The sequence below is a fragment of the Candidatus Enterococcus wittei genome (assembly GCF_002140175.1).
Classification (GTDB): domain Bacteria; phylum Bacillota; class Bacilli; order Lactobacillales; family Enterococcaceae; genus Enterococcus_B; species Enterococcus_B wittei.
Window position 1 is genome coordinate 211182 of record NZ_NGMO01000004.1, and the last position, 15237, is coordinate 226418.

10 protein-coding genes and 1 pseudogene are annotated in these 15237 nt (G+C 36.6%); 3 read left to right on the forward strand and 8 right to left on the reverse strand.

Translation table 11 applies throughout. The annotated features are described in order from the left end of the window. The 3 genes and pseudogenes from A5844_RS14355 to A5844_RS12140 form a co-directional block, all read right to left on the reverse strand. Nucleotides 1-248 (reverse strand): annotated as a pseudogene (locus A5844_RS14355) (hypothetical protein); the annotation flags it as partial. 252 nt (nucleotides 249-500) lie between these two features. Next, nucleotides 501-2561, reverse strand: coding sequence for an ABC transporter permease (locus A5844_RS12135; protein WP_086285444.1), 2061 nt, complete (start codon nucleotides 2559-2561; stop codon nucleotides 501-503). Next, nucleotides 2551-3318 (reverse strand): ABC transporter ATP-binding protein, encoded by a 768-nt coding sequence (locus A5844_RS12140; protein WP_086285445.1) that lies wholly within the window; start codon nucleotides 3316-3318, stop codon nucleotides 2551-2553. The genes A5844_RS12135 and A5844_RS12140 overlap by 11 nt, the downstream gene beginning before the upstream one ends. 320 nt (nucleotides 3319-3638) lie before the next feature. On the opposite strand from A5844_RS12140, the gene nrdD reads away from it, so the two are divergent. Further along, nucleotides 3639-5828, forward strand: coding sequence for an anaerobic ribonucleoside-triphosphate reductase (gene nrdD / locus A5844_RS12145; RefSeq protein ID WP_086285446.1), 2190 nt, complete (start codon nucleotides 3639-3641; stop codon nucleotides 5826-5828). Between the two features lie 584 nt (nucleotides 5829-6412). Next, entirely contained in the window at nucleotides 6413-7015 is a 603-nt protein-coding gene (nrdG, locus tag A5844_RS12150; RefSeq protein ID WP_086285447.1) for an anaerobic ribonucleoside-triphosphate reductase activating protein, read from the forward strand. Nucleotides 7016-7080: 65 nt separating this feature from the next. Here the strand turns inward: nrdG and dinB are convergent, their stop codons facing one another. The 4 genes from dinB to A5844_RS12170 all read right to left on the reverse strand — a co-directional run bounded on the left by dinB (nucleotide 7081) and on the right by A5844_RS12170 (nucleotide 12764). Further along, nucleotides 7081-8202: a DNA polymerase IV gene (gene dinB / locus A5844_RS12155; RefSeq protein ID WP_086285448.1), complete on the reverse strand. Its 1122-nt coding sequence runs from the start codon at nucleotides 8200-8202 to the stop codon at nucleotides 7081-7083. A gap of 339 nt (nucleotides 8203-8541) precedes the next feature. After that, nucleotides 8542-9735 (reverse strand): MFS transporter, encoded by a 1194-nt coding sequence (locus A5844_RS12160; RefSeq protein ID WP_244610785.1) that lies wholly within the window; start codon nucleotides 9733-9735, stop codon nucleotides 8542-8544. 90 nt (nucleotides 9736-9825) lie between these two features. Continuing rightward, the gene (locus tag A5844_RS12165; RefSeq protein ID WP_086285449.1) at nucleotides 9826-11157 is read right to left on the reverse strand and encodes a 6-phospho-alpha-glucosidase; all 1332 of its coding nucleotides are present in this window, start codon (nucleotides 11155-11157) and stop codon (nucleotides 9826-9828) included. A gap of 35 nt (nucleotides 11158-11192) precedes the next feature. After that, nucleotides 11193-12764 (reverse strand): alpha-glucoside-specific PTS transporter subunit IIBC, encoded by a 1572-nt coding sequence (locus tag A5844_RS12170; protein WP_086285450.1) that lies wholly within the window; start codon nucleotides 12762-12764, stop codon nucleotides 11193-11195. A 180-nt stretch (nucleotides 12765-12944) separates the two neighbouring features. Between A5844_RS12170 and A5844_RS12175 the strand changes: the two genes are divergently transcribed. Then, nucleotides 12945-13715, forward strand: coding sequence for a MurR/RpiR family transcriptional regulator (locus A5844_RS12175; RefSeq protein ID WP_086285451.1), 771 nt, complete (start codon nucleotides 12945-12947; stop codon nucleotides 13713-13715). Nucleotides 13716-14155: 440 nt separating this feature from the next. Here the strand turns inward: A5844_RS12175 and rsmI are convergent, their stop codons facing one another. Next, nucleotides 14156-15025 carry a 16S rRNA (cytidine(1402)-2'-O)-methyltransferase gene (gene rsmI, locus A5844_RS12180; protein ID WP_086285452.1) on the reverse strand — a complete coding sequence of 290 codons (870 nt, stop codon included), beginning with the start codon at nucleotides 15023-15025 and terminating at the stop codon, nucleotides 14156-14158. Between the last annotated feature and the right edge of the window lie 212 nt (nucleotides 15026-15237).

Sequence of the window (15237 nt, forward strand, 5' to 3'; positions counted from 1 at the left end):
ATCGAAGTAAACTGCTCTTCAAATTCTTCATCTGTTGTATGTTTGCCTGTTTTCTCATAATGTTCCCTTGCCCAACGGTTACATTTCATTAAGCGGTTATAATAATTCAATTGTGCCAGTACCGCTTCTCGGTGACTCGTCAACCCTTGATACTCCTCCTCTTTAATAAAAACATACCCTACATAATATGGTACAATTTTCTCTCCCCTACGCAGTAATGCTAAACTTTCTTTTTCTAATAATTCCATGTTCTTTCCCCCCTTATTCTTCAATAAAAAATACTGCTATTTATCAAAAATATACATAAATCAATTTAAATTATGTACATGAATCCCAAGTTTGCATTACAATGACAAAATAAATTTTTGTTTTTCATATATTCACTTTATTTTAGCATGTCTGACATTCTACTACTGGAAAGAAAAAAACACCTTTTTCTGATAATCAATAAAAAGGTGTTTTAAACAATTTAAAAAATCTATCTTTTGCTATATATTTTTTTACTCTTCAATGATGCGACAGTAAAAGCGACTGGTAATGAAATAGAAGCAAACATAGATGATGATCAACAAACCACAAACCAGATAAGCAAGCCAGTAATCTGCTGCTTCAATGTATTGGGCAAAAACATTGATCGCAAAAATAGCATGTAAGATTCCTAAAAGCATTGGTGGGAAAAATATCAATGCCGTTTGTTCATAAATCATTCGATTCGTTTTACGTTGAGAAATCCCCAACTTCGTCAATAATTGATAGTTTCCTTTTTCTGATTCAGCCTCTGCAAGCTGACGCACCATGAGGATACTTCCTGTAGCAACAATAACGATCATCCCGACAAAAAGTGCCACAAAAATATTGATACCGATTTGACGATCGACTGCTCTCATTCTTGGGTAACGTGCTGTATAGTTCAATCGTGACATTTCACCAATAAAACGTGTTGGAGTAATTCTCTCATCTTGCCAATCGATCGGTTTTGTACCAATTGTTCCTTTCAAGCCCTCGGAAGTGATCTCATAATCGTAATAAATCATATTCCCCCACTTTGTCGTAAGTTCTTGGTTCAATCGATCAGTGATTTTTTCCTCATCACCACCTGAAACATTGAGATAGACAAGTTGATAATCTACCCCAGTTGTCTGCTCAAAGACAGACTCACTGACGACTAATGTTGGGCCCACGTATCGCATATCTTCATCCCCTAAAAAACCTGGGAGCATTCTTTGGATCGATAATTCTTTTTGACCTGGCAAGTAGATCGTTTTACCGTAACTTGAAAAATTTCGGATCAAGGTTTGAACTTCATCAAACAATACCGTACTATTGGAAGAATTCAATTGTATCTGTGGTAAATCTTTTTTGATTTTTTGGAACTTCTGATATTCTTTTTCTGATATCAGATTGACTAATTGCATCTCCGTTTCACCTTTTAAAGCGCCTAGATTCATCTCATAATAACTACCTACTGCTTTATAATGAAAGGTGATCTCATCAGTGATTTTTTGATTTTCTTCAGCTAAAATCGGTCTGAGCTGTTTGGCTGTCTGCGTATCCAGCTGATAAGACATTGGTGTTGAAATCGCTTCGTGATGAGCAATCAGAGTAGAGATACTTGTCATTCCGCCAATCATTGCGAGAGATAATGCGATAACTAATGTAATCAGCGAGTTGATCCGCCATGTCTTAAACAAATGGATTTGTGTATTCCCGATAAGTAAAAGGTTGGTTCCCTGATATTTTAGTTTTGATTCACTCAATAGATGGACAAATAAGCGAAAAGAATAACAGAAAAATAAATAAGTCCCCAAGATACAAACCGTTAGAATAACGAATGGTAATGAAACCATCCAGCTGATACTTGCTCTCTTATCCAATAAATAACCGATGATTTCTCGAAAGTGTACTGCACCAAAATAGCTACTTGAAATGAATAACAATCCTACAATCCCTAATAAACGATGGCGAGTCCTTATACGCATCATCGAACTTTCCACTTGTTCTTTCTCACCAAAACTACGGATCATAGGATAGCGCCATATTTTCCAGAGAGAATAAAGAGACACCGCAGATAGGATACAGAAAAAAACAACGATCGTTTCAACGATGGAAGGGCCTGAAATAAAAAAACGGCTCTGGATTTGCATTTTCATCATTCGAACTAAGATCATTTGAAATAATTTTGAGAAAATACTTCCTAATAAAATACCGACTGTACAGGAAAAAAAACCAATAATCATAGTTTCCAATACATAGATTGTCGCAATTTGAAATTTACTGATACCAAACAATTGATAGATACCAATCTCTTTTTTACGCCGATTAAGAAAGAAGCGATTGGCACTGATCACGAAAAAAAGCAACACAACGGTAATAATCCAACTACCTAGTTTCAATATATTATTGATTGAAACATCCTGACTTGCTCGGCGAATCAAAGATTGGTCATACGTCATCGCACTAAAAGAATAATAGATCATCGTTGATAACGTCAGACTAAAAAAATAAATCAGATAGCCTCTAGACTGCTTTAAAAAACTTTTTACGGCTAATTTATAAAGCATTGAGTTTACCACCTCCTCCAATCGTCGCTTGCATATCGATTACTTTTTCAAAAAATTCTTTTCTAGAACCTTTTCTTACTACTTCTGAAAATATCACACCATCTTTGATAAATAAAATACGATTACAATAACTCGCTGTATAAGGGTCATGAGTCACTAGTAAAATCGTTGATTTTTCTACTTCGTTGATTATTTTTAAATAGTTCAATAACTCTGTGGCTGATTTTGAATCTAAAGATCCTGTCGGTTCATCCGCAAAGATGACTTCTGGTCGAACGATCAATGCTCTTGCCGCTGCTATTCTTTGGCGTTGGCCCACAGACATTTCATCAGGATAACGTTTTAATAACTCTTCGATACCCAAAACTTGTGCGACATGCAATACCTTTTTTTCCATCTCTTCTTTTGAAATACGTTCCACAGCTAAGGGAAGTAAAATATTGTCTTTTGCTGTCAATGTGTCGATCAGATTGAACTCTTGGAAGATAAAACCAATTTTTCTTCTTCTAAAATCACTTAACTCATTTTTTTTCATTTTAGTGATTTCTTTTCCTTGGATTGACACACTTCCCACGGTCGGAAGATTGATGGTTGAAAGAATATTCATCAAGGTTGTTTTCCCTGCACCACTTGGTCCCATAATGCCAACAAATTCTCCTTCTCCCACAGAAAATGATACATTGTCCAATACTTTGACTGACGTAGTACTACTACCGTAGCTTTTACTCACATGTTTGACCTCGATTACTTTTTTCATAATTTTCCCCCGCCATTTTTTCTTAATTGAATAGTAGCATATCCCACTCTTTTTTTCCCTTTTGATTTTGTCACTTCATCCAAATAACGTCAGTTTAAAAAATTTTTTTATTCAATTTTTTTATTTAGAGTAATTTTTTGGCATTTTTCAAACGCCTATCCTACACGTTTTCACTTTTTTTCACAAAAGAATATACACTATATGTAGTGATTGTATACGAATATGCACATCAGAAACACAATATATAGCAAGTAATTAGTTGCCCAGACAGCCAATTTGTTTTATGATAGACAAGAACAATTTAGTAGGAGTTGAAGAAAATGACAGTAAATTATCAAGAAAAGGCAACTGCCCCCCTTCATTCAGAAACCCAGCAAATGACAGTGATCAAACGTGATGGACGAGAAGTAGCCTTTGATGAACAAAAAATAAATGAAGCACTAATCAAAGCTGAAAAGAAAATTCATGGTTCCTTATCACCTCTTACTTATGAAAAAATCCAGACAATCGCTGAACTTGTCATCAAAGAAATCAAAAGTCGATTTTCTCAGAATGTTAAAATCTATGAAATCCAAAATATTGTTGAACATATTCTATTAGAAAAAAATGAATATGAATTAGCAGAAGAATATATCAACTACCGTACCAAACGTGACTTTGCCCGTAGCAAAGCAACGGATATCAACTTTTCTATCGAGAAGCTGATCAATAAAGATCAAAGTGTAGTGAATGAAAATGCCAACAAAGATAGCAATGTATTTAATACACAACGTGATTTAACTGCGGGGATCGTCGGCAAATCCATTGGTCTAAAAATGTTACCTCCACATATTGCAAATGCCCATCAAAAAGGCGATATCCATTATCATGATCTTGACTATCATCCATATACCCCTATGACAAATTGTTGCTTGATTGATTTTAAAGGGATGTTGAACAATGGCTTTAAGATCGGTAATGCAGAAGTGGAATCACCAAAATCGATTCAAACAGCCACTGCCCAAATCTCACAAATCATCGCCAATGTTGCCTCCAGTCAATATGGAGGATGTTCTGCCGATCGGACCGATGAGTTACTTGCTCCTTTTGCCGAATTAAACTATCAGAAACATTTGACCGATGCAAAAGAATGGATTGATACTCCAGAACGACAAAAAGCCTATGCAAAGGCAAAAACAAAAAAAGATATTTTTGATGCGATGCAAAGTTTAGAATATGAGATCAATACATTATTTACATCTAATGGACAAACACCTTTTACTTCTTTAGGTTTCGGATTAGGAAAAAACTGGTTTGAACGTGAGATCCAAAAAGCCATCTTACAAATTCGAATCAATGGATTAGGTAGCGAAAAACGCACGGCGATTTTTCCTAAATTGATCTTCACTTTAAAAGATGGAGTCAATTTACATCCTACTGATCCAAACTATGACATTAAGCAATTGGCCTTAGAATGTGCGACAAAACGAATGTATCCTGATATTTTAAATTATGATAAGATCATTGAACTAACAGGAAGCTTCAAAGTACCTATGGGTTGCCGTTCTTTCCTTCAAGGCTGGAAAGATGAAAATGATCAAGAAGTAAATGTTGGAAGAATGAACTTAGGTGTCGTGACACTGAATTTACCTAGGATCGCACTAGAAGCTAAAGGCGATCAAGAAAAATTCTGGCAAATCCTTTCTGATCGTTTAGCAATCATGAAAGACGCCTTAGTTTATCGAGTTGAACGCTGTAAAGAAGCAATCCCTGCAAACGCCCCTATTCTATATATGTATGGCGCTTTTGGCAAACGCTTGTCACGAACAGATGCTGTGGATGAGTTATTCAAAAACCGTCGTGCCACGGTGTCACTTGGCTATATCGGTTTGTATGAAGTCGCCTCTTCATTTTTTGGCGGCGAATGGGAAAACAATCCTGAAGCAAAAGCCTTTACTCTAGATATCGTCAAAGAATTAAAAGCCCACGCTGATGATTGGGGAAATGAATACGGGTATCATTTCAGCGTCTATTCTACGCCAAGTGAAAGTCTAACTGACCGTTTTTGCCGTTTAGACACTGAAAAATTTGGTCGAGTAGAAAACATCACAGACAAAGAATACTACACGAACAGTTTCCATTATGATGTACGTAAAAATCCAACACCATTTGAAAAACTTGAGTTTGAGAAAGATTACCCACAATACTGCTCAGGAGGATTCATTCATTACTGCGAGTATCCAGTCTTACAACAAAATCCAAAAGCATTAGAAGCTGTTTGGGATTTTGCTTACAATAAAGTTGGTTACCTAGGAACAAATACGCCAATTGACCATTGTTACCAATGTGGCTTTGAAGGAGATTTCAAGCCAACAGAACGTGGTTTCGAATGTCCAGAATGTGGAAACCACGATCCAAAATCATGCGATGTCGTCAAACGTACCTGCGGCTACTTAGGAAATCCCCAAGCACGACCAATGGTCCATGGCAGACACAAAGAAATCTCTTCAAGAGTCAAACATATGAAGTAAGGTTGTGAAAAAGTCGTTTAGCTCCGAGTAGTAAGACGGAACTTGGGAAAATAGCTCCTCATATTTTTTCAAGTTTCGGCTTAATACCGAAAGAGCTGGCTTTTGAACACCGTTTATCAAGGTTGTGAAAGAAGCGGGGTGTACTGAGGCATAAGGATGAAAAATTGAAAATGGTTCTTCACATTTTTTATTTTTTTGACTTATGACCAAAGTGCAGCTTCTCGAACACCGTTTATCAAGGTTGTGAAAAAGACGTTTAGCTCCGAGTATTAAGACGAAACTTGGGAAAATAGCTCCTCATATTTTTTCAAGTTTCAGCTTAATACCGAAAGAGCTGGCTTTTGAACACCGTTTATCAAAGGTTATGAAAAAGACGTTTAGCTCCGAGTATTAAAACTGAACTTTGGGAAATAGCTCTTCCTATTTTACGGTTTTACCTTAGTGCTGAAAGTCTCCTGTTAAAGTTCTTTGATATAAAATGGTGTAACTCCGTTTTTGACTATTGACTAAATTAAATTAGAACAACAGCTATCATACACTTGCTTGATATTTTCTTATATAATCTTAATGAAAGAAGTTTTTTTATGCGAAACCCAAAACCAAAAGAATGGCTGGCGCAAGATTACAGTCATGATTACATTGCTGATTACAAGCCCTTTAATTTTGTGGATGGTGAAGGTGTACGAAATAGTTTGTATGTCAGTGGCTGCTTGTTTGCCTGCGAAGGTTGCTTCAATAAAGCAGCACAAAGCTTCCGTTACGGTAAACCATTTACCGCTGAGCTTGAAGAACAGATCATGAAAGATCTGCAACATGACTATGTTCAAGGACTGACATTATTAGGCGGTGAACCGTTTTTGAATACGAATGTTTGTCTAAAAATCGTCAATCGAATTCGAGAAGAATTTGATCAAAGTAAAGATATCTGGTCATGGACAGGTTATACTTTTGATGAATTACTAAAGGATTCTGAGGATAAACTTGAACTGCTTTCTAAAATCGATATTCTTGTAGACGGGCGTTTCGAATGGGCAAAATGTGATTTCAAGTTGCAGTTTCGCGGTAGTAGTAATCAGCGGATCATTGACGTCCAAAAATCTTTGACAGAAAAGAAAGTCGTTATTTGGGATAAATGTACTGATGCGACTCAGACTTATGAGCAAATCAAAAAACAAACACTTATATAATTTTAAATAAAAATAGCAGGTGAACATCTATGTTCATCCGCTCTTTTTTATTGATCTCATGTACATCAATCGGATTGATTTGTCTCCCATAGAGGTAATACGATATTCTCATAGGTCATTGGATCTAGATTCGTCACGGTGATCCCTAATAAGCGGATCCCCTTTTCTACTCCCAAAATATCTTCCCAAATCAAGCTAGCCTGATAAAACAATGCTTCTTTTTTAGAAATATATTCTGGTAATGTCACACGTTTCGTAACAGTCGTATAGTCTGTATAACGGACTTTCAAAACCACTGTCTTTCCATGTTTTTGGACACGGCTCAAAGATCCCTCGACTTTCTCCGCTAACTGTCTCAATTGCCCCAATACAGCTTCTTCGGTTTGTAACGGCTGGCCATACGTATGTTCTTTTCCAACGGACTTTCGTTCTCTCGTTACATTCACCGGAGAATCATGGATTCCACGGACTTTTCTATAAAGGGAATAACCCATCTTCCCAAAATGTTGGATCAACATCATTTCTGTACAATCATATAGATCTGCTCCAGTGAATATCCCTAACTCATGCATTTTAGGGACCGTCTTTTTCCCTACACCATGAAATTTTTCAATGGGTAGGGCTTTTAAAAACAGGACTGCCTCTTCGGGTGTCACAACAGTCATTCCACGAGGCTTTTGAAAATCTGAAGCAAGTTTAGCTAAAAATTTATTGTAACTAACACCCGCTGAACAAGTTAAGTGGAGTGATTGCCAAATATCTCTCTGGATCATTCGAGCAATCTTGATTGCTGATTTGCAGTTGATTTTATTTTCTGTTACATCTAAATAAGCTTCATCGATACTGACTGGTTCGACCAAATCAGTATAGCGATAAAAGATCTCGCGTACTTCTTTTGAGATCTTACTATATTTCTGATGATCACCCGGCTTGAAAACAGCTTGCGGGCAGAGTTCATATGCTTTTTGTGCACTCATTGCAGAATGAATCCCATACTTTCGAGCTTCATAGTTCGCCGTGGTGACCACTCCGCGACCGCCAGTATCACTGGGGTGCCTAGCAATTACTAATGGTTTCCCTCGTAATTCCGGATGATCTCGCTCTTCAACAGAAGCGAAAAAAGCATCCATGTCAATATGAATGATTTTTCTAGAAATATCATTATGTAAAGGAAATTGCAAGTCCATCCTAATCACCCCGCTCCATTATACAAGAACTTTTGTTCCCCTTCAAGTATAAGATCTTTTCAGTGATTTATTCGGACATGCATCATTTGTATATATGATCATTATGCAAAGAATTGAAAACAAGTTTCTCTTCACCTAAAATCATGACCGAGAGTGGAAAGATGAACGATCATTGAATCTTTCACAACTAAAATTTTACATATTCTCCGCTAAATGATAAAAGTACTTAGAATGCCCTGAAGACTTCATTTTGTTAAAACTTTCAAGCTATTTATTGATGGATCAATATGATTAAAACTTATAGTAACTTGAGACGAAAATTGGTGATACAATGTTCAATCAATTTAACCTTTTTCTAAATAGATGAAACACTAAAAAAGCTACTATTGGTAACAATCCAAAAAAGATAATTGCTGTATCTAGCGATAGCTGCTTCGATAAAATTCCTCCTATCAATGGTGAGACAAATGAGGCTACTCCAATGTAAAAACTAACAGATATCAGCTGTCCCGAAGAAAAAATAGAACGTGGCGTCACTTCACCAATCATCATTCGACTGGCAATCGTAAATGTCGGTACAGTGAAGAACTGTAAAAAACTAGCAGCTAATAAGACAAAAGGCGTACTCGCAAAGAAATATACAGCAAATTGTATCGTTAAAAATAAACCTGCGACCAAAATCAAAGGCTCATTCTTCCATTTGATACTCATCTGATTCAACAAAATGTACGCTGGTATTTCGCAAAGGGACTGAATCGCCCATTTTAGACCAACCAATCCAGCGCCCCCTTCCATGGAAAGTAATTTGTCTATAATAACTGTATTGTTGGCGACAATAGTTAAGTATAAGAGAAAGAAAAGACCCGTGTAACATAAAAAACGGTGATTCTTATATAATGAAAAAACATCCATTATCGTTATGTTTTTTTGTCTTTTTCGTTCCTCTGGTTTTGATTGGAACTGTTGGTCTCTCGATATCATTTTTGACATATATACATTGATTATTAGAAATAGTATAAGTGGCAATGCTAAAAACTGATAGTTATTTCTAATGATAAGATACGGAATGCAAATACTTATCATACTCCACCCCAAAGAACCGCTGGCCTTGATATATGCGAGTTTTTTAGCAGCTGAAGCTTCTAATAAAACCCAATTATCAAGAACTGTCGCTGCGGTATTAGCTAATCCCCCAGCAATCGCCAATACCATTAGATGCAATAACCATAGCTCTTTTCCTAACCAATAAAAAACAATCGAAAAGATTCCCAATAATAGCGAAATGATCATAGAGATTCTTTTTATCTGATTGTTTTTATCAGAATAGTAGCCAATCACAACTTGAAAGACGATAGTCGTGACACTATAAGAAGCCAAAAACCACCCTCTTTCCATCGAATCATATCCAAGTCCAGTCAAAAAAGGCAAAATTTGCGTCATTAAAATTGCCATGATCCCATATTGAACAAAATAGATCAATTGAAATTTGTATTTTACTTTCATTTTTTCTAATAATGAACGGAGCTGTAACATAAGTCCTTCAATAAGCTGAACATCCGAACTAAGTGGTCGTTTTTTTCCTTATGTCACAGCCTCGATCCCTTTCACATTTGAATGACTACCTTACTTAAGCGTAGGCCAATATGGTTGATTAACCACAATCATTTCATCAAGAATTTCTTTTGCCACTTTGGCACTAGAAATCGTTTTATTCATAGTAAAAGATTGCCATAGCTTCTGATAAGAGCCTTGCTCCCACGCATCGACTGCCAACTTTTCAGAGGCAATCTGTTGTTCCATCAATCCTTTTTGGAATGTAGGGATTTCTCCAATCGATAGTACTTCATATCCGTCTTTTCCGACCAAACATGGTAATTCTACCATGGCATCTGGAGAAAAATTAGCAATCGCACCATTATTTTTGACGATTAGAATCATACGTTCTTTCGTGTTAAAGGTCAATGCACAAGCAAGATCCGTAATAAAGGATGCATGCTCATTTGAAGCAAAATTCGTGTCCACTGCTGTTTGGTTTGCTACGATCCGGCGACATTCATCAAAGACATCCTTTTCACGTCCATCGATGATTTCATTGGCACGAGTATACTCTTTATTCGCATGCTCAACCGTCTCATCAGCCATTAAATAATATTTCAAGTAAGTGTTTGGTAGATACTCTGGCTCAATCTCGTGCAACTCTTTAGCAGAAAGCATTGTTTCTAACCAACTGCTTTCCTTATGTTGTCCTTGTTGCGTTTGTTCTGTATATCCATATTTTTGAACATGGGCACTGATCTTAGGCATCAAGTCATTTCCATTATGATCTTTGATACTCGTCCACCAGCCAAAATGATTCAAGCCAAAATAGGTAGTTTCAAGATCTTTACGGCTTTTCAAACCAATCACTCGAGCCATGATATCTTCTAAACAAACGGGCATATCACAAATATTTATGATTTTAGAATTCGGTCGAAACCTTCTTGTTGCCTCAGCAACGACTGCAGCTGGGTTGGAATAGTTAAGCACCCAAGCATTTGGTGAATACTTTTCCATGTAGTCGATAAGTTCTAAGACAGGACCAATCGAACGTAAGCCATAAGCTAATCCCCCAGGCCCACAAGTCTCTTGGCCAACAACATTATGCTTAAAGGGGATCTTTTCATCTTGCTCTCGCATAGCATATTTGCCAACTCTAAGTTGTGCCATCACAATATCAACATCCGTAAAAGCCACTTCAGGATCCGTTGAATATTCAAATTCAACTTCTGGCGCACGTTCAGCAATGATGATCTCACAAGCTTTTGCTAGAATCGCTTGCCGCTGTTCATCATTATCATAAAACTTGATTTTACGAACTGGAAAACGCTCTTGTCCTTCCAGTAACATCATCACTAATGAAGGGGTATAAGTACTACCACCACCTGCAATCAAAATCGAACTTTTTTTCTTACTCATCTTCTTGTTCCTCCCTGTAATTCTTCAAAAATTTATTATTCTCTCATTAATTTTTCAAATGATTCTCTCACTGTAGGAACAGTCAGCCCAACAATGATTTGGATACCCCCATTGCCTGTATTGACAAGACCAGAAGCACCTGCAGCTTGAAATTCTGCGTGATCAGCTACTTTACTCGTATCTTTTACTGTCAAACGCAAACGAGTAGCACAATTGGTTACATCAATGACATTATCTTTTCCTCCAACTAGATCCATATAAGCTTGTGCTTGTCCGACATGTTTAGGCATTTTCACACTTTGTTTTTTATTCTCATAATCTGTTTTAGAATACAATTTCATCAATTCAAGATCACTTTCTCGACCAGGGGTTTTTAGATCAAATTTCTTGATCATAAAGGTAAATACAAAGTACCAAATAGAGGTGAATATCAATCCAATAATGATTTGCGTAATGTAGGTAGAACCATGGAATTTCCATAGAGGCAACCAATTTAATCCAAGCCAATTGATCACTCCACCGCCAAAATCTCCTACTACCCCAAAAGCATAGGAAACAGCTGCAATTGAAGCATCTAAAACAGCATGCACCAACCATAATGCAGGGGCCACAAATAAGAAGGTAAATTCAATAGGTTCCGTGATGCCTGTTAAGATAGCAGTCAATGCTGCAGGAGCAATCAAAGCAATCACTTTCTTCTTTTTATCTGGTCGTGCAGATTGAATAATTGCTAAACTTAAACCAGCTGTTCCAAAGACTTTTGACATACCAGATAAAGAAAATCCCCCAAATGGGTAAAGTTCTTTTAATGAATGTGCACTTGTTTGAAAATCACTGATATGGGATGCCCAGTAAGCCGCCATCCCTCTTTCAACCACTGCACTGTCATAAGCAAATGGTGCGTAAACAAAGTGGTGTAATCCAGTGGGAATCAATATTTTTTGTAAAAACTGATAGATAAAGACCCCAAAATTTCCTGATTCGATGAAAAAGCCTTGCATACTTCTCATACCTTCTTGAATCGTTGGCCAAACAAAACACATGATCACTGATAGAGGAAGCATAGTAAAAAAAGCAATCATGATGACAAAAGTCGAACCGGTAAAAATCGATAACATCTCCGGCAGTTCTTTTTCATAATAACGATTATGTAAATACACCACGATTCCTGAAATCAACAATGCGCCAATCATTCCAGTATCTAGCGTAATAATTCCAGCGATTGACGTTAAACCAGAACCAGCAATCGCTCCTTGCGTGAGGTCAACACCAAATGAATTTGGCCATAATGTTAAGATTGCATTTATGAAATAATTAAAAGTGATGTAAATGACTAATGCCTCCATGCTTGCTCTAGCTGCATATTTTTTTGCTAAACTAATCGGCAACCCAACAACGAATAAAAGTGGTAACTGAAAGAATGGAGTCCAAGCGCCCGCAGCGATTACATTCCAAATTTTGTACCAGAGTGTATTTGGTGCTGCAATATTCCCCATGATTGTTTGATTCGAAAATAGCAAGGAAAATCCAATCACAATACCAAAAAAGGAAAATAGCATGACCGGTGCCAACATCGCTCCACCGAACCTTTGGATTTTTTTCATCATAGTTTTTCGTCCTTCACATTTTTTAGTTAAGCGCTTTACTGATTTTCATTTTACAATTAAAATAGGTACATGAAACCTTTTTCTTCTTGAAAAAAGTTTCTCACATATGAAAGGTTTTTTTCACATAAAATGTGAATCGTCACAGCAAAATATTGGAAATGAAAAATAAGGAGGAATGTTATGTTACAAGACCGTATCACTATGTTTCAGTCAAGGTTAACTGAAAATGATTTTTTGATCTGGTCCTATATCGTAGGTCATAAAAAACAGTGTCTGACTATGTCAATCAATGACTTGGCTAAAAAATGCCTCGTTTCTCGGACGACGATCATGCGTTTTTGCCAAAAAATCGGATTTGATGGATTTTCAGAATTCAAATATCATCTAAAGAATGAAATCTTCCAAGAAAATACTTTCCTTTCTGAAATCGAAGGAGAAATACTCGATAATCATATTCAAACAATTGAAAATTTAAAGAAAAAAGATTTTACTGAATTATGTAAAATGATTGCTCATGCCAAACGAATATTTATCTACGGCTCAGGTGATATCCAAAATCTTGTCTCAAACTATATGAAACTGTTATTTTTACATAGCGGACTCATTGTCTACGATCTTGGAGCAGTTTCAATCACTGAACAATTCTATCGCATCATTGAGCCAGATGATCTGGTACTACTGATCACATTAAATGGAGAATCAACTACAGTTGTCAAGTTAGCGAAACAACTCAAGCAGCGTAATATCAAGACTATCTGTATTACAAAACTTAGAAACTCGACCGTTACAAGACTATGTACCGAAACGATTTTTTTCTTAAATTCAGAGATCCCTTCCTTAGAAAATGCCATTTCTCCCTTTGAATCGACATCTACCCTTTTCTTTGTAATCGAGTATTTATTGTTGAAGTATGAAGCTTGGCAAAAACAAAACTTACTGTTTCCAGAATAACTATCTGTTCATAAAATTCATCTCTTTTTATCAGTCCTTAGAAAAATCCCCACTCATTAACTGACTCTTAATAGAAACTTTTTATGCCCTTCACCGCTCATTGCTCGATTCACTTACTGTCTAATGATACCGACACGATCCAAATCCAATCGTTCGTTTCTTTATTATTGTATGTACATAATTAAAATAGGATTCTTACCATCCATTTTATATGCTTTCATCTTTAGACAAAAAAATCCTTTCGATTAGATAAGGGGTGATAACCTCTTATCAGCATCTCAAAAGGATCTTTTTGCTAAAGTTAGTTTATCCGTGACTAGAAACACACGTTTTTCAAGTAAAACTGGCTAACATTATTTGACAAAGAGAGAAAATTCCTCAGATTGTTTTCTTATTATCGAAAAACTGAATCTTTAATCATGATTACTTGTTTCAATTTTTCATTCACCCAATTCATGGAATTCGCGATAGACTTCTTGTTTTTTTATCCCATTTTTGACAGCCACGGTTTTGATTGCTGCATTGGGCTTCTCCCCAAGAGCAATTAAATGTTCTACTTGCTCTTTTAATGTACCTTCTGTCTTGATAGTGGGAGTGACTGTAGTGGTATTTCCTTCCACTAAGAGACAACACTCCCCTTTGATTGGTTGTTTTTCTAAATGATCCAGCAACTCTTCAATATCTCCACGTAAGTACTCTTCGTGGATCTTCGTCAACTCACGACATAAAACCACTTGTCGATTTCCAAACACATCTAATAAGTTACTTAATGTCGCACTCACTCTATAGGGAGACTCATAAAAAATTAGTGTCGCTTTTTGATCAACCAATCCTTCTAGAATGGTTCGTTGCTCTTTTTTCTTTCGAGGTAAAAAACCATAGAATAAAAAAGGCTGGGGTGCAAGCCCTGAAGCAATCAAAGCAGTCATCCCAGCAGTTGGCCCAGGTAATGAAACTACAGAGATCCCTTCGTGAATACAAGCTAAAACAAGTTCATGCCCCGGATCGCTAATTGACGGCATCCCGGCATCACTTACTTGCGCAATGTTTTCCCCTTCCTTCAACCAATTGATCAATTGAGGAATACGCTCTTTATAATTGTGTTCATGTAAACTCTTTTGTGGCGTATTGATCTCAAAATGATTCAGTAACTTTTGCGTATTACGCGTATCTTCACTTGCAATCCAATCCGCCTCTTGCAAAGTTCGAACACCCCGAACACTCATATCCTCTAAATTACCAATCGGTGTTGGAACTAAATAAAGCGTTCCAAACACATGATTCCCTTTAAAACTTTTTTGATTATACATAAAATTCTCCTTTAAAAAGGTTGTGAGAGATGCGTTTTGCACTACGTAATAAGCCAAAAAAATAGAAAATGGCTCTTCTCATTTTTTATTTTTTTGGCTTATGACAAAAGTGCAGCATCTCGAACACCGTGTATTAGGTTGTGAGAGAAGGGTACTGATCTGAGCAGTAAGGAGCAATCGAAGAAAATAGCTTTTCATATTTTTTGCGATTG